Origin of the sequence: Paenibacillus forsythiae T98 (assembly GCF_000520735.1) — a bacterium.
Lineage (GTDB): Bacteria > Bacillota > Bacilli > Paenibacillales > Paenibacillaceae > Paenibacillus_AQ > Paenibacillus_AQ forsythiae.
The window spans coordinates 1-16,029 of the sequence record NZ_ASSC01000074.1 but is presented as its reverse complement, the minus strand read 5'-3'; the positions used below and the strand labels follow the sequence as shown (position 1 = coordinate 16,029).

The 16,029-nt window shown below is 53.8% G+C and carries 14 protein-coding genes, 3 tRNA genes and 1 pseudogene; 10 read left to right on the top strand and 8 right to left on the bottom strand.

Annotated features, from left to right (window positions below):
• Positions 1 to 24: 24 nt before the first annotated feature.
• The 3 genes from L692_RS0102640 to L692_RS0102630 all read left to right on the top strand — a co-directional run bounded on the left by L692_RS0102640 (position 25) and on the right by L692_RS0102630 (position 266).
• Positions 25 to 101: transfer RNA gene (locus tag L692_RS0102640), tRNA-Arg, on the top strand.
• 10 nt (positions 102 to 111) lie between these two features.
• Positions 112 to 185: transfer RNA gene (locus tag L692_RS0102635), tRNA-Pro, on the top strand.
• Positions 186 to 195: 10 nt separating this feature from the next.
• A tRNA-Gly gene (locus tag L692_RS0102630) sits at positions 196 to 266 on the top strand.
• Positions 267 to 334: 68 nt separating this feature from the next.
• On the opposite strand, the gene L692_RS0102625 is transcribed toward L692_RS0102630, so the two are convergent.
• Positions 335 to 535 (bottom strand): hypothetical protein, encoded by a 201-nt coding sequence (locus L692_RS0102625; RefSeq protein WP_025696948.1) that lies wholly within the window; start codon positions 533 to 535, stop codon positions 335 to 337.
• A gap of 132 nt (positions 536 to 667) precedes the next feature.
• On the opposite strand from L692_RS0102625, the gene L692_RS0102620 reads away from it, so the two are divergent.
• Both L692_RS0102620 and L692_RS0102615 read left to right on the top strand, forming a co-directional pair.
• Entirely contained in the window at positions 668 to 1,570 is a 903-nt protein-coding gene (locus L692_RS0102620; RefSeq protein ID WP_025696946.1) for a LysR family transcriptional regulator, read from the top strand.
• Positions 1,571 to 2,082: 512 nt separating this feature from the next.
• Positions 2,083 to 2,727 carry a DUF1847 domain-containing protein gene (locus L692_RS0102615; protein ID WP_025696945.1) on the top strand — a complete coding sequence of 215 codons (645 nt, stop codon included), beginning with the start codon at positions 2,083 to 2,085 and terminating at the stop codon, positions 2,725 to 2,727.
• 280 nt (positions 2,728 to 3,007) lie between these two features.
• On the opposite strand, the gene katA is transcribed toward L692_RS0102615, so the two are convergent.
• The 3 genes from katA to L692_RS0102600 form a co-directional block, all read right to left on the bottom strand.
• Positions 3,008 to 4,465, bottom strand: coding sequence for a catalase KatA (katA, locus tag L692_RS0102610; RefSeq protein WP_025696944.1), 1,458 nt, complete (start codon positions 4,463 to 4,465; stop codon positions 3,008 to 3,010).
• A 238-nt stretch (positions 4,466 to 4,703) separates the two neighbouring features.
• On the bottom strand, positions 4,704 to 6,320 hold the full coding sequence (gene glgP / locus L692_RS0102605; protein ID WP_025696941.1) for an alpha-glucan family phosphorylase: 1,617 nt from the start codon (positions 6,318 to 6,320) through the stop codon (positions 4,704 to 4,706).
• A gap of 219 nt (positions 6,321 to 6,539) precedes the next feature.
• Entirely contained in the window at positions 6,540 to 7,451 is a 912-nt protein-coding gene (locus L692_RS0102600; protein WP_025696939.1) for a LysR family transcriptional regulator, read from the bottom strand.
• A gap of 261 nt (positions 7,452 to 7,712) precedes the next feature.
• Here L692_RS0102600 and aroD point away from each other — a divergent pair, with 261 nt between their 5' ends.
• Entirely contained in the window at positions 7,713 to 8,477 is a 765-nt protein-coding gene (gene aroD, locus L692_RS0102595) for a type I 3-dehydroquinate dehydratase (RefSeq protein WP_025696937.1), read from the top strand.
• Positions 8,478 to 8,570: 93 nt separating this feature from the next.
• Here the strand turns inward: aroD and L692_RS27620 are convergent.
• From L692_RS27620 to L692_RS0102570, 4 genes and pseudogenes are all read right to left on the bottom strand, one after another.
• Positions 8,571 to 8,961, bottom strand: a pseudogene (locus L692_RS27620) (shikimate kinase).
• A gap of 146 nt (positions 8,962 to 9,107) precedes the next feature.
• Entirely contained in the window at positions 9,108 to 10,157 is a 1,050-nt protein-coding gene (locus L692_RS0102580; protein WP_025696932.1) for an ABC transporter substrate-binding protein, read from the bottom strand.
• Positions 10,158 to 10,310: 153 nt separating this feature from the next.
• On the bottom strand, positions 10,311 to 11,063 hold the full coding sequence (locus tag L692_RS0102575; protein ID WP_025696930.1) for a MerR family transcriptional regulator: 753 nt from the start codon (positions 11,061 to 11,063) through the stop codon (positions 10,311 to 10,313).
• A gap of 138 nt (positions 11,064 to 11,201) precedes the next feature.
• Positions 11,202 to 12,011 (bottom strand): 3'-5' exonuclease, encoded by an 810-nt coding sequence (locus tag L692_RS0102570; protein WP_025696929.1) that lies wholly within the window; start codon positions 12,009 to 12,011, stop codon positions 11,202 to 11,204.
• A 144-nt stretch (positions 12,012 to 12,155) separates the two neighbouring features.
• Here L692_RS0102570 and L692_RS0102565 point away from each other — a divergent pair, with 144 nt between their 5' ends.
• From L692_RS0102565 to L692_RS0102550, 4 genes are all read left to right on the top strand, one after another.
• Complete coding sequence (locus tag L692_RS0102565; RefSeq protein ID WP_025696928.1) at positions 12,156 to 12,656, top strand: CYTH domain-containing protein; 501 nt, start codon at positions 12,156 to 12,158, stop codon at positions 12,654 to 12,656.
• A gap of 137 nt (positions 12,657 to 12,793) precedes the next feature.
• Positions 12,794 to 14,203 carry a threonine synthase gene (gene thrC, locus L692_RS0102560; RefSeq protein WP_025696926.1) on the top strand — a complete coding sequence of 470 codons (1,410 nt, stop codon included), beginning with the start codon at positions 12,794 to 12,796 and terminating at the stop codon, positions 14,201 to 14,203.
• Between the two features lie 39 nt (positions 14,204 to 14,242).
• Positions 14,243 to 15,232, top strand: a complete 990-nt coding sequence (locus L692_RS0102555) for a Gfo/Idh/MocA family protein (RefSeq protein WP_036721592.1) — start codon at positions 14,243 to 14,245, stop codon at positions 15,230 to 15,232.
• A 19-nt stretch (positions 15,233 to 15,251) separates the two neighbouring features.
• The coding region (locus L692_RS0102550) for a radical SAM/SPASM domain-containing protein (RefSeq protein ID WP_025696924.1) at positions 15,252 to 16,029 on the top strand (778 nt) is incomplete at its 3' end.

Here is a 16,029-nt window from a genome sequence, read left to right as displayed (position 1 = left end):
TCCCGTCGTCCGCTCCATAAGAATGCGCCCTTAGCTCAGCTGGATAGAGCGTTTGACTACGAATCAAAAGGTCGGGAGTTCGAATCTCTCAGGGCGCGCCATTTATATTAACGGGATGTAGCTCAGCTTGGTAGAGCACCTGGTTTGGGACCAGGGGGTCGCATGTTCGAATCGTGTCATCCCGATTCTTCACCTGCGGGTGTAGTTCAATGGTAGAACTTCAGCCTTCCAAGCTGATAGCGTGGGTTCGATTCCCATCACCCGCTTACTGCGTCACACAGACTTCTGCGCTGCAGGGGTCTTTTTTTGTGCACATCCGTATCCCCAGTTGTTCTTATACGGCTTCAGGTTTGCCGGGAGAGTCTGCGCTCGATTCCCGTCGGGAAGCCGTTGCTTCTTCAAGGGGAGGTGCTTCCTCCGCGCTTCTCCACTTTTTCAGAATGTCATACGCACTCTTGATTTCTCTGGTATCCATGATGAACTCTTTGCTGTCCGTTGCCCCGGGCACTTTAAAACGCCAACGTTTATTTTCCATCGTTTTTTGCTCCTCTGCAATGGATTTCTTTTGTAATTCCATCATAATAGGAGAGATCAATCATGTATAATGAAGGGAAATGATGGAGGACATCACCATGGCTGATAGCTAAGAAGAGGGGAGTGTGCGGGGATGGATGTTGGTCTTCTGAAGGTGTTCAGGGCGGTCGCCGAGGAAGGAAGTATTTCAAAAGCGGCCCAGAGTCTTAACTATGTACAATCGAATGTAACGGCAAGGATTCAACAGCTGGAGCAGGAACTGAAGACTCCGCTCTTTTACCGGCACAGCCGAGGGATCACGCTGACTTCGGCGGGTCAGACCCTTTTGACGTATACGGAGAAGATTCTAAACCTGCTGGAGGAGGCAGAAAAAGCGGTTCTGGATTCGCCCATTCCCAAGGGCTCCATTACGGTTGGCTCCGATACGACGGCGGCCATACGCTTGCCCTCTATATTATCCGCCTATCGCGGAAAATTTCCTGAGGTCGAGGTCCATCTGGAGATCGGATCAACCGATCAGCTCATCAATGCCGTCCTGCAGTATTCCGTTAACGGAGCCTTTGTGGATGGGCCTGTCGAGCATCCGGACATTGTTCAGGAGCTTATCATTAACGAGCGTTTGGGACTGATTCTGCCGGAAACGATGGATTTTCGCGGGCTCCGGGCGATTCAGGACAAGACACTGCTGATCTTGAACCCGGACTGCCTGTATCGGCTGCAGCTTGAGGAATGGCTCCGGGACGAAGGCTTCCGTCTGGCCAAAGTCATGCAGTTCGGCACAATGGAAGGGCTGCTGGGCTGTGTAAAAGCGGGGATCGGCTTTGCCGTGCTGCCTGTATCTTATTACAATAAGCTGAATGTCAAGGACGGCATCAGGTGCTATCCCTTTCCGGAGAGGTACCGGGAGGTTCCGACGGTTTTTATAAGGCGGCGCGATTTGTACATGACGAGCGCCTTTCATAAATTTATCGAGGAGCTAAGGGAGCATCTGCCGGAAGCATTGCCGTGCGGAACCCAGGCTTCGGAATCCTGTTGATCGTAGGGAGAGAATTCAAAAAGGACCTCGAAATCCGCAGTAAGTGGAGGACAGGGTCCTTTTTGGGTACAATTTTGAAGTATAAATTAGTCATAGTGAACGAGGCGGCCCCTGCTTCGCTCTATGGGATTTCTGAGGAGGGACATTAAGGTGCAGAGGCCTGTTCTGCTGTTTTTTTGTAACATTTTGGAGCGATTTTTTTATGAGCTGCGTTTCTTGTATTGACGATCATGAGGCCAGGCATTAAAGTCATACTAATAACCGGAGATCACTGAGCGCTGGCTTGCTGGCGGGAGGAGTGCTGAAATAAACACCGACTTTACCAAAAGAGGTTAAGATACAGGGCATGTTGCGGCTGCGCTTGTATCTTGACCTTTTTATATTCAGCCAGTCAGGCCGGCCATTTGTACATATAAGCTTGAGGCACACTCGATCCAAAGGCGGCGTAAACCATAATCCGGTCGCTTGATAGGGAGCGCTGTACAAAATGGTTCAAATTAGAGGAGGACATTATGGGGGACTATAGTTTTTCATGCACAAGCTGCGGCGTCTACAACTGCAAAACCAGGGAATCGGAATTTCCGAAGGCATGTCCCACGACAAATTCTGATGAGGAACTTCTGGAGCAAGCTCTTGATGCCTATACAAATGATGAGCTGGTATCGAAAATTGCGCGGGCGTCGGCGGAGGTCGAAGGACAGTTCTATGGCAAGCTGACCCGGGTTGAGGAAATTATTGAGTTTGCCAAAAAATTAGGCGCAAAGAAAATCGGTATTGCCACCTGCGCCGGATTGATTCAGGAAAGTAAGGTTTTTGCGAAAATTTTAAAGGCCCGCGGCCTGGAATTCTATAGCGTTATATGTAAAGTCGGAGGCGTGGACAAGACGGAAATCGGTATCGCTGAAGAAGATAAAATAAGAAAGGGAAGCCATGAGTCGCTGTGCAATCCGCTTCTGCAAGCGAAGATTCTGAACGCGGAACAAACCGATTTGAATGTGGTGGTCGGACTATGCGTGGGTCATGATTCGTTGTTTATGAAATATTCGGACGCACCTGTAACAACGCTGGTGACGAAGGATCGCGTTCTCGGTCATAATCCGGTTGCCGCGCTGTATACGACAGCTTCGTACTACGCCAAGCTTCTCCGGACGGAATAACAACTGGGGGAGACGAATATGAGGGGAGAAGAATCGCTTCCTTTATCCGGTTCACGGCAGCCGCATGCGGAAGAACAGGTAGTAAGGACGGCAGCTTCACACAATTGCGGCGGTTTGTGCGTCTTGAAGGCGTATATCGCCAATGGACGAATTGTGCCCATTATCAGGCGGGATTGCCCCGGCTCTAGCCCAAACGAGAAGCAGCATCGCCCAAAGGCAATGCTGCTTCTCCGCGTAAGGGTCCGCGCTTTGAGACAGCCCTTGTTATAAAATTGGGAGATTAGTCCTCGGCCGCCACAGACAGCCCGAGTCCTTCGGCAATACGGTTGCCGAATTCGGGGTCGGCTTTGTAGAAATGGCCGATTTGGCGGAGTTTGATATCGTCCCGCTCCACCGGCTTCATCGCCTCAACGATGTTGCGCACCAGTCTGGCGCGTTCGTCCTCGCTCAGCAAACGGTAGAGGTCGCCCGGCTGGGTGTGGTGATCGTGATGGTCGTAGCCCACGCTGTCGGCCTGCCCGGAGACTTCATACGGAGAAATTTTGTGCTCGGGAGACTCCTTCGGCCCGCCGAAGCTGTTCGGCTCGTAGTATACGGAGGCGCCGCTGTTGTCGCCGTAGGCCATCGCGCCGTCGCGCTGGTGGTTGTGCACCGGGCACTGTGGACGGTTGATCGGGAGCTGGTTATGGTTCGGGCCTACGCGATAGCGGTGGGCGTCGGCATAGGCGAATAAGCGGCCTTGCAGCATTTTGTCGGGAGAAGCCTCAACGCCCGGAACAAAGGAACCCGGGGAGAAGGTAGCCTGCTCCACTTCGGCAAAATAATTCTCCGGATTACGATCCAGCACCATGCGGCCGACTTCAATCAGCGGATAATCTTTTTGCGACCATACTTTGGTGACATCAAACGGATCGAACCGGTACGTATCCGCGTCTTCGATCGGCATAATCTGCACGTACAGCTTCCATGCCGGGAAATCGCCGCTTGCGATTGCGTTGAACAGGTCCTCCGTATGATAGTCCGGATGCTCGCCGGCGATTCGGGCTGCGACATCCACATCCATGTTTTTGATGCCCTGCTCGGTCTTAAAATGGTATTTCACCCAAACGGCCTGTCCCTCGGCGTTCACCCATTTGAACGTATGGCTGCCAAAGCCGTGCATATGACGCAGCGTTGCCGGAATGCCGCGGTCGGACATCAGAATGGTCACCTGATGCAGCGACTCGGGCGAAAGGGACCAGAAATCCCAGACGGCGGTCGGATTTTTCAGATGGGTCTGAGGATGGCGCTTCTGCGTATGGATAAAGTCAGGGAATTTGATCGCATCGCGGATGAAGAAGACCGGCGTGTTATTGCCGACAAGATCGTAGTTTCCTTCCTCCGTGTAGAATTTGACGGCAAACCCGCGCGGATCGCGGACCGTATCGGCTGAACCCAGTTCACCGGCTACCGTGGAGAAACGGATGAACATAGGCGTGCGTTTGCCGATTTGAGACAGGAACGCTGCTTTGGTATATTGGGAAACGTCCCCGGTGACTTCAAAATATCCGTGAGCTCCGGCACCTTTGGCATGAACGACGCGTTCCGGGATACGCTCCCGGTTGAAATGGGCCAGCTTTTCCAGCAGATGGACATCTTGGATCAAGGTTGGACCCCGCGACCCGGCAGTCAGCGAATTTTGGTTGTCCCCTACCGGAGCGCCCCAACTGGTCGTTAAGTGATTCGGGTTTGAACTCATCAAAAAATCACCTCATAGAATTAAATTTAGATTTAGTATAAATATTATGATAAACATCACGTTTAGAAAAAGCAATATTTTTAAATAATATTTTAATTGAGAGATTTCAAAGTGTTGGGTGAAATAGAGAAAGGGAAGGGGGAAATAAGGAGGAGGGCCCCGGCAGCTAAGCAACAACCCGTCCGGATCTCGGACGGGTTGGATGAAGCTGTTTGAGAGAATACCTTGGGCAAAAAGATCAGGAGGGGATGTACATTTTGCTGTAGTATTCCTCCAGCATGCGCCTGGTCGCGAACTCCGTGCGGGTCGTCTCGATGCTTCGGCGCATCATGTGCGTCCATTTCTCGCGGTCGTCGTAATAGGTCGGCAGGACGCGGCCGAGCAGCGTATCGTACAGCGCCTGACTGTCATGCCGGTCTAACAGCTCGAAATCGGCCGTCTCGAAGCCACCTCCGATCTGCCAGCCGTTCTCGCCGTCGATGCAGGCCTCCGGCCACCAGCCGTCCAGAATGGAGCAATTGAGCACACCGTTCATCGCGGCCTTCATGCCGGAGGTTCCGCTCGCTTCGAGCGGTCTGCGCGGGTTGTTCAGCCACACATCGGAGCCGCGGGTCAGCATCGCTCCAATGGTCATGTCGTAGTTCTCCAGGAACACGACGCTCTTCGGATACTTGTTCATCATGGAGACGAGATTGCTGACGATTCGTTTGCCGTTGTCGTCCAGCGGGTGCGCCTTGCCGGAGAAGACGATCTGGACCTTGCCCGATTCGAGGTAGGGCTCGATAATGTCGGGCCGCGAGAAGATGAGATCGCTTCGTTTGTAGGGAGCGGCCCGGCGCGAGAAGCCGATTAGTAAATTGTCCTCATTCAGCCGGATGCCGGAGCGCTCCTGAATGAACCCGATCAGCTCGCTCTTGATTTCCGCATGGGCGGCCCACAGGTCGCCGTTCTCTTCATAGGCGCGGGTAATGCGTTCATCCACCCAGGTCGGCGTATGGATCGCGTTGGTGATGGCGATGATGGGCGAGCGACCGGGGACTTCCTTCCACATTTTATTTGCGGTCACGGCATGGAGCTTCGCTACCCCGTTGGAAATGCGGGAGAGCCTCAGACCGGCAACGGTCATGTTGAACGGCTCTCCGCCGATGCGTTCCATCTGGCTGCGGGTCAGCCCGTTGAAGGCGCCCATATACTCCAGACGGCTCAGAGGATGCGACTCATTGCCCTCCTTGATGGGGGTATGGGTCGTGAACACGATTTCCTGCCGGGTCGCTTTCCAGGCTTCTTCAAAGGTGGAGCCGCCGGCCATTTTTTCACGGATCAGTTCAATCGCGGCGAGCGCGGCATGCCCTTCGTTAAAGTGATACACATCCACCGGGATTTCCAGCGCCCGCAGGGCTTTCACTCCGCCGATTCCAAGGACAATTTCCTGGGCGATCCGTTCTTCCCCGAACCAGCCGTACAGCTGGCCTGTGATCCAGGCGTCGGCATTCTCCGGTATGTCCGTATCCAGCAGGTAGAGCGGGTTATTGCCGAAATGCTCCGTCTTCCACACCTTGCAGATGACATCCAGGCCGCGGATTTTGACGGTGACTTGTACGCCGGTATCTTCGAGAAAGTCGTATACATAGTTGTGGTAGGAGTCATACGGATTGCCGTTTGCGTCAATTCTCTGGTCGGTATAGCCCTGCTTCCATTTCAGTCCGATCGGGATGATTGGAGCGTTGATGTCTCTGGCGCCCTTGATGTAATCGCCGGCCAGAATGCCGAGTCCTCCGGCGTACATTTTAAAATCGGAATGCAGCCCGTACTCCATGCTGAAATAAGCGACGGATGGCAAGTTCTTCTCATTCAAGCGGATAAGCCTCCCTAATCTTCGGATTAGATTGAATTGCAGCGAATTCTTGCGGCTGTATCGTAGATGCAAACGTTTGACCCATTAAAACGCGAATTGCTAATTGAAAACGATTTCAGGTATATTTTAGCATAAATAAACGGCAAGTGTAACCCGTTTTTGCGGGGATGTCCGAGGGGAGCCGGCGGTTTAAAGGATTCATGACTGTTCTGTGCATCTCTAAGCATGTTTATGCGTCTTTAGATAAAATTTCTTCCCGTAATTTATGGCAAAATTCCGGAACTCCGTGGCGGCGGGGGATAAGTAGCGGTTGCGGACGCTCGCGATGTAGATAAAACGCTCATAGGCCGGATTGAGAATATTGTGAATTTCCACATCAAAATGGGAAAGGGCGGAAATGCGGGGCATGACCGCAATGCCGTATCCCACCGATACCAGACCCGCCATGGCGGTGTCCTCTTCAATTTCGCATGCGATTTTGGGCCTTGCGCCGACTTTGGCGAACAGGCTGTCGATAATCGGCCGCAGACCGCTCTTGGTATTGAAATAAACCATGGGATAGCCGGTGATATCCTTCAGATCAATCCCGCCGGCACCAGACAGCGGATGATTCCTTGGCGTGATAACGACCAGTTCCTGCTCGGCCATGGGAATAAACTCGATTTCGGGTTCGTGGTCGATATAAGAGCAGAAGGCGATATCGTATTGGTCGTCCTTTAAGCCTTGAATTATATTTTTCGTATTTCCCTGATGAAAAGTGAAGGACATTTTCTTATGTTCATCCGGCATGGAAAAAGACTGTACCAGCGCGGGTACGAAATGGGCGCCCAGCGTGTAGATGAAGGCGAGGTCGATCACCCCGCTGGAAGGGCTGGTCAGCTCGCGAACCTTCTTCTCGCCTTTTTCCAGCTCGTCCAGAGCGCGGTTAACATAGCTAAGGAAGAGCTTGCCGTACTTGGTGAGCCGGATATTCCGCCCCTGCTTCTCAAACAGATAAGTTCCCAGCTCCTTCTCAAGCTCCGATATGGCGTGGCTGAGGCTTGGCTGGGTAATGGATAATTTGATCGCCGCCTGTGTAATATGTTCCGTTTCGGCAATGACCCGAAAATATTGTAAATGACGTAAGTTCATGGGGGCTTCGCTCCTTTATATATAGATACATTCTATTAAAAAAGCTCGAAATATGAATTAGATTTATAATAGCATGTCCTCTATAATAAGCATGTGAAGATTTTCACCTGTTCGAGGATCATATATCATTTTGTTCGGCGCAATCATTACCTTTGTCGGTGTTCTGCTGGCTATTATCGTGAATATGCGTTACCGTAAAGTTATTAACCCGGTTTCTACTGGAGTTAAAGGTTGAGTGTGATGCGAATAGGAGTGAAATCAATGACCGGCACGATACAAGTCAAGCAAGTTACCATAGGCGAGGGTATGCCCAAGATTTGCGTTCCCATAGTCGGAACAACGGCAGCGGAATTGAAGGAAGAAGCCGAAGCGCTGAAATTGCTGGATGCCGATGTGGTGGAATGGCGGGTGGATTTCTTCGATCAGGTCGAGAATATAGAAGCGGTCCAGGCGGCGCTTGCCGATATCCGTCACATCATCCCGGGCCTCCCGCTTGTCTTTACATTCCGAAGCGCCAGGGAAGGCGGGGAAAAAGAGATTCCGGCGGAATATTACGCGGAGCTGAACCGGATGGCGGCCGGGACGGGACTGGCCGATCTGATCGACGTCGAGCTGTTTACCGGGGACGATACCGTAAAATCGCTGGTTGACTATGCGCATCAGCATGGCGTCTATGTCATTATTTCCAATCATGATTTTCAGAAGACGCCGCCCAAAGAGGAGATCATTTCGCGTCTTGAACAGGCCCGGGAGCTTGGCGGAGATTTGCCGAAGATCGCTCTGATGCCGGCAGACGCCAGGGATGTGCTGACTCTGCTTGAAGCGACTTATGCCATGAAGGAGAAATACCCCGGCAGCCCGGTTATTACCATGTCGATGGCGGGAACAGGCATGATAAGCCGGATTGCCGGAGAGGTATTCGGCTCCGCCCTGACCTTCGGGTCCGCGAAGAAGGCGTCGGCGCCGGGGCAGGTTCCGGTCTCCGAGCTGCGCAGCATGCTGGAACTGGTGCATCGCAGCCTGTAAGACGCGGGCCGGACGGAAACGGGTACAAGCCAGAAGGGGGTGTCCCAAGAGCCATGTAATGGCTGCCTGGGACACCCCCTTCCGCATTCTTGGTTAGAAAGCGTCACTGGCCGGGTCATACAGCTCCCAGCCGAGCTTGAGCGTCTCGAAAATGTAGTCCGCTATTTCTTCCGGGTCGAGCGAGTCGGTAGAGACTCTGGAATGATTGGCCTCGTAAATGGACTGCCGGCTGTAGAACAGCTGCTCGATCTCCTCCAGCGTCTTGTTCTGCAACACCGGACGGCTGTCCATGATGAGCGCAAGGCGGTCCTTCCAGGAATCCCAGCTCAAGTCGAGATAGAAGACGATGGAGTTGGCCAGGCAGGCCTGCTTGACTTCCTCTTGAAGAAAGGAGCCGCCGTCCGATGGTCGTCTTGCCGACGCCCATAAAGCCGGTCAGGACAATATTCTTTTCGCGTAAAGGGATGTCATTGTTGATTTGCAAGCCTGCTCCACTCCTTGTTGCATGGAAGCTGATCGTTTGTGCATATGCTGCCGCTCTAAATGAACAGATTCATTATAAGGTCCGCAGAAAATTACAGCAATAGCCGGCAGTAGAGGCGGAGCGGGACACGGAGCCCGTATGCCTGATCAGGACCACCGGGCCTGAAAGACGTCATCAATGTCTTGACTGAGCCGCTCCAGGGAATGGGACCTGATGTAATCCCATCCCAGCCATTTCAGGGAGGCGCCGGACGGCAGTCCGTTATCCACCTCCGGGTGCAGAGCCGGGTAATAATTGCGGGCCGATTTCTTCCCGTAATCAGCCCCGGCGATATAGCGGGTGACGGCCGATACCCGGGCCGCCTCCGAGCTTTTGACCAGCATGAACATAGGGCCTGTATAAGCGCCGTCCTCCGGCCAGATGATCTCCGTCGCCTTGGTGCGTGTGCAGGATCTGGCGAAGAACCAGGGGACCACATAGACGGCTGAGCCTTCCTGAGATACCGATCCCGCAGTTCGGGCGATGGTCGTATTGTGCCACGCGTCCTTCACCTGATGAGCGAAGAGCTTCAGCCCCTCCGCCCCGAATTCCTTCCGGATATAGATGAGGGGAACCTTCGCCACATTCTGCCGCGAGCCTCCAATGATGACATTATTGGCAAAGGCCGGATGCATAAGGTCGCTCCAGCGCCTTGGCAACGGCTGTGAGCCGCACCTTGTCTTGTCAACCAGAAATACATAGGGAAACACCGAATAGAGCCTGTAGCTGCCCTCAGGGTCCACAAAGCCCTTTCCTGCAAAATCCTTGTTCACCCTCTGCTTCTCATCCGACCGAAAATACCCCTTATCCACATACGCTTCGACGAACCGGTCGCTGAAAAAGCTTCCAAACCCGGTAGTCATAATGGCCCCCGGCAGCTCGTGAATCTGCGAGGATTCCCGGATTTCCTTGAAATGATCTACCCCGCCACAGCCGGAAGGCACGTAACATTCCAGCACGCTGCCCGATTGTTCTCTGCAAGCCCTCAGATGCTCCTGAAGTCCCTCACGGAAGATTTGCTTCATGGGACAAGTGGTATTCCCGAGAAAATCGAGCGCTCCCGCAGGCTTGTCCGCTCCCCGCTCCAGACTGTCCGGTTCCGGGTTCGTGAGAGCGGATTCCCCGAACGGCTCCTTCACCGCCGATATGTTCTCCATCACGGCCCAGCTCCTTTTTTCGTTATAGACTGCCTGATGAGCAGTTTGTTATTACCGTTATTAAAGCATAAATAGATATGTTTAGATATGTTTGAGCTGAAAATTAACAGGCACAGGGTCGCCCCTGCGCCTTTCATGCATGGTTTAATTGGTTCAGCTTCGTTGGCCGGTGTAGATGAGTACGGCGTCTCTCAGGAAACGGGCCAGACCCGGGCTGTGCTTATCATAGTAAGCGGTGAACCGTTCATCGTCGACGTACATCTGCGCGACTCCCGCATGGGCTTCCGGAGAATAGGTGCCCCAGTGCGACGTCAGCCACTGCCGGTGTAGCCCGGCGGCGCGCTGCGCCGGTTCGCCTGCGGGATCGCCGTTCTTCATGCCCTCCGCAAGCGCGGCGAACATCTCCTGCTCCACCTTCTGAATAGCCTTGTACTGCTCCTCGGTCATATTAAGGAACTGCTTGTTGGACCGGTCAACGGCATCATCGCCATATTTCTCGCGTACTTCCTTGCCATAGGTCTGCTCGTTGTCGTCAATTAGCTTTTGCTTGAAGCCTGCAAATTTCTCGGTATCGCTCATTGAAACCCTTCCTTCCTTGTCCGCCAGCGTCTTCTCCACATTCGAGATCAGCAGGTCGAGTTGTTTTCGTTTCTCCAGCAGCTTGTCATGATGCTCCTTCAGCGCTTTCGTTCCGTCGAACGAGGGCGAGGTCACGATTGCCTTGATGTTCTCCAGACTGAGGCCCAGCTCGCGGTAAAATAAAATCTGCTGCAGCAGATCGACCTCGGACCGGCCATAGATGCGGTAGCCGGAGGAGCTCTGCCGGGCCGGTTTCAGAATCCCGAACTCATCGTAATAACGCAGCGTGCGCGCGCTGATACCCGCAAGTGAAGCGAGCTTCTGCACTGTGTATTCCGTGATGGCACCTCCTCACAAGCTCAATGTACACCTTTACGCTGCGTCAATGTCAAACCTTTTATAACGCATGCAGAAAAACCCTTGCCGGAGCAAGGGTTATGTCGGAAGGGAAGGTCCGATCCGTCTTCAGCCTTCGGTTTTCGGATTCGCCGGAGCGGGGCGGGAGGGGAAAGCGCCGGGGGCGGGCATCTTCTCAAGCTCCGCATCGAAATAGCGCTGAAGCTCCTCGGCCTTGCGGGGGTCGTCAAGCGGAACTTTGCCGGCAAAATAATGCTCCACCACAAGCTCCCAGGTGGGGACGATCTTTTGCGACAGTATCGCTTTGATTGCGATCTTTACCGTCTTGCGCTCCCGGGCGTTGGAGAAGGTGTCCTTGTAATATTTCACCTGATCCAGGTCAAGCTCGCCGAAGAGCGCGCGGAAAATATCTGACGTCATGCGCGCATCGCCGAGCGCCCGGTGGGCGGAGCCGGCGGATTCAAGACCCAGAAGCTCCATAGCGCCTTCCACGCTGACGTCATTCTTCAGTCCCCGGGCGCGCAGGAGACCTTTCAGCAGATCGTAGTATGGCGCCTTCATCCAGTAGGTGTCGTCCATCTTATGCATGCGGGTATCCTGGATAATGCGCTTCATATCCTCCCCGCCCCAGGTGAGCAGCAGCACGTCGTCCGGGCTTTGGTCCAGCCAGCGCCGGAAGGCGGAGATGACTTTGGGAAAGCGGGGAGCGATGTCGATTTCTTCCTGCGGGATGCCTGTTTTTTTCTTAATGAACGAATTTAGTGTGGCAAAATACACCGGTCTGATCAGCGAAGTAAACTCGTCGACGGGACGCAGCGAAGCGTCCAGCCGCACGGCGCCGATCTCGATAACCTCCATCGGATGCTCGCTGGCAAACTTGCGGCCGTTGAATTCAATGTCCAGAATGATATAATCCACAATAGTTGCCTCCGTATACGCTAAGACTGATACGATTTCTCGCACCGATTCTTCTATTTTAACAAATTGTTCCCGGATTGACTTCCTTTGAGCGCCATTTTACAATTTACTAACCTGACTTACGTAAAAAGGAGAGAACTATAGATGGCATTGGAAATCGAGCGCAAGTTCCTGCTTCCCGAGTTTCCGCAGCAGCTCGTTCAAGAGGGCAAGCTGAGCATTCACAGCCGGCAGCGTATTGAACAGACTTATTTGGCGATGGACGGTCCGCAGGAGCTGCGTGTGCGCAAGCTCGAAGACCTTGGCTCCGGGGAGCTGCATTACACCCATACGTTCAAGAATGGCCTCGGCATCAGCCGCGAGGAGATCGAATACGAAATCTCGCAGGGCTTGTACGAACAAATGATTCGCGCCGTCCGGGCCGTGCCGCTGATCAAGGAACGCATTACCGGCGAATGGAACGGCATAACGGTGGAAATAGACATCTACGATCAGCTGAAGCTGTCGGTCGTCGAGGTTGAATTTCACTCCCTGGAGGAAGCCGAAAGCTTCGCGCCGCCGGACTGGTTCGGTCTGGACATCAGCGAAGAGAAGAAATACAGCAACAAGACGGTCTGGAAAGAATTGCAGAATCCGGCGCACTAGCGAAGGAATTGCGAATAATGGCGGAAAACTGACGGGAAACTAGCGAAAGCATGCAGAATACAACGGACTTTAACACATAAACGTGTTAATATATAGGGTAAATTCGAAAGCGCGACATTCAGGGGGCTGAGTAGAAAATGAAGTATATTAGTACAAGAGGCAAGGTCGAACCGAAAGGTTTCATTGATACGGTCTTGATGGGTCTGGCCGATGACGGCGGATTGATGATTCCGGACGTCATTCCCTCCGTATCCGCACATACGCTGGAGGAGTGGCGGTCTCTGAGCTTTCAGGAGCTGTTCCTGAAGATTTTCTCCTATTATACAAACGGTGAAATCCCGGACGGGGACCTCAAGGAATTGGTGGAGCGGAGCTATGCTTCTTTCCGCCATCCGGAAGTGACGCCGCTTAAGGAAATCAATGATTCGCTGTATGTGCTGGAGCTGTTCCACGGGCCGACCTTTGCGTTCAAGGACGTCGCGCTGCAGTTCATGGGCGAGCTGTACTCTTATATTTCCAGAGTGCGGGGCGAAATTATTCATATCCTGGGCGCAACCTCCGGCGATACCGGAGCGGCGGCCATCGCGGGCGTGCGCGGCAAGGAAGGCATCAAGATCTGTATACTGCATCCCCATAACAAAGTCAGCAAGGTGCAGGAGCTGCAAATGACGACGGTGGATGACGCCAATGTGCTGAATCTGTCGGTCAAGGGCAACTTCGACGATTGCCAGAAGATCATCAAGGAGTTGTTCGCCGATCTGGACTTCAAGGGCCGGTATCACCTGCGCGCGATCAATTCGATCAACTTCGTGCGGATTCTGGCGCAGACGGTCTATTATTTCTACGCTTATCTGCATCTGCCGCAGGCGGCGCAGGGCAAGACAGTCAATATCAGCGTGCCGTCCGGCAACTTCGGCAATATCTTCTCCGGTTATCTTGCCAAAAAGATGGGGCTGCCGATCGGCAAGCTGATCATTGCGACGAACGAGAACAACATTCTGGAGCGCTTCGTCAAGACCGGAGAGTACAAGCCCGGCGGCTTCAAAAGCACGCATAGCCCTTCGATGGACATCCAGGTAGCCAGCAACTTCGAGCGCTATCTGTATTATCTGGCCGGCGAGGATTCCGCGAAGGTATCCGATTATATGGCGAAGCTTCAGCGCGAAGGAGCCATTACGGTTGATTCGGCGCTGCTTGAGCAGGTGCAATCCGATTTTGCCGCGCTTGGCGTGAAGAATGAGGAATGCTTGAGCACCATCGGCAAATACGAGAAGGAATCCGGCTATTTGCTTGACCCGCATACCGCTTGCGGCATTGCCGCCTATGAGGAGCACAACGGGCCGGGCGAGATCGCCATTACATTCGCAACCGCGCATCCCGCCAAGTTCGACGAAGCGATTTCCCTGCTTGGGATCAAGCAGGAATTCCCCGCGCAAATCGCCGGTCTCTCGGCGCTGCCGCAGCATATGACCGTGACCGAGCATGACAAGGCGGAGATCGCAAGACAGCTTGAGACTTTCTATACGCTTTCCGCGGAAATCGGATAGATGGATGATGAGAAAGCTTTTTAAGGGAGAGAGAGCTGCATGACCATTCGATTTGGCGTAGTCGGAACCAACTGGATTACGGACCGGTTCCTGGAATCGGGACTGGAGAATGAGGATTTTCTGCTGACCGCCGTGTATTCCCGCAGCGAGGAGAAGGGCAAGGCGTTCGCCGCGAAGTATGCGGGAGCCTCCGTCTACACCGACCTGGAAGCTATGGCGGCAAGCGACGAGATCGACGCCGTCTATATTGCAAGCCCCAATTCGCTGCATGCCGAGCATGCGATGATCTGCATAAGCCACGGTAAGCATGTGCTGTGCGAGAAGCCCGCCGCCTCCAATGCGGCGGAGCTGGGGCGCGTAATCGAGGCCGCGCGGAGCAATAATGTGCTGTTCATGGAAGCGATGAAATCAACGCTGGTTCCGAACTTCGGGATTATCAAGGAGAATTTATATAAAATCGGCCGCATCCGGCGCTATTTCGCCAGCTACTGCCAGTATTCTTCGCGTTATGACGCCTTCCTTCAGGGAACGGTGCTGAATGCCTTCAATCCGGTATTCTCCAACGGCGCTCTGATGGATCTCGGCATTTATTGTCTTTATCCCATGGTGGTGCTGTTCGGCAAGCCGGATACGGTGAAGGCGACCGGCGTTATGCTGTCCTCCGGCGTTGATGGCGAGGGCAGCATCGTCATGGGCTACGATGATATGGATGCCGCCGTGATGTACTCCAAGATCACCGAATCCTATCTGCCTGCGGAAATCCAGGGCGAGAACGGCACCATGGTGATCGATAAAATCAGTCAGCCATACGGGGTCAAGATTTGCTACAGGGACGGAATTGTTGAAGAGCTGACGGTGCCTCAGACCTATGAGTCGATGTACTACGAGACTCAGGAATTCATCCGGCTGTTGCAGGCGGGAGAACGCGAGAGCTTGGTCAATTCGCATGCCTGCTCGCTGGCGGCGGCGGAAATTATGGAGGATGCCCGGCGGCAGATCGGACTGAAATACCCCGCTGATCAGTGGTAAGAGAAACGGAGAGCGGAGCTTGAAGACATTTAAAAAGGTATACATCGAGATTACAAGCGTCTGCAATCTGGCCTGCAGCTTCTGCCCGCAAACGGCAAGGCAGGCAAAGTTTATGAATACGGAAACGTTCAGCGTCATTCTGGATGAGATCAGGCCGCATACCTCGCATATTTATCTGCATGTGAAAGGCGAGCCGCTGCTGCATCCGAGAATCCATGAGCTGCTGGACGCGGCGCATGACAAAGGCTTCAAGGTCAACATTACGACCAACGGCACGCTGATCCGCAAGGCGGGGGACAAGCTGCTCGGGAAGCCGGCGCTGCGGCAGATGAATTTCTCGCTGCACAGCTTCGACGGCCATGAAGGCTCCGAGGACCGTGAAGGATATCTGTCGCAGATTATTGGATTCGCCAGGGAGGCTGCGACGCAGGGCGTCTTCATCTCCTTCCGGCTGTGGAATCTTACCCCGGACAATCTGACGAATCTGCAAAGAAGCCGGAACCGGGAGACGCTGGCCGTGCTGGAATCGGCATTCGGGCTGGACTACCGGATCGAGGAAAAGATCGTGCCCGGCAGCAGCGTGAAGATTGCCGAGCGGATTTTTCTGAACCAGGACCATGAGTTCCAGTGGCCCAGCCTCAGCGCGCCCGAAGACGACGGCAAAGGGTTCTGCCATGCTCTCCGCAGCCAGGCCGCCGTACTGGTCGACGGGACGGTGGTGCCCTGCTGCCTGGATGGGGAAGGCGTCATTAACCTTGGCAACGTCCACCAGACGCCGTTCTCCGAGATCGTGGAGG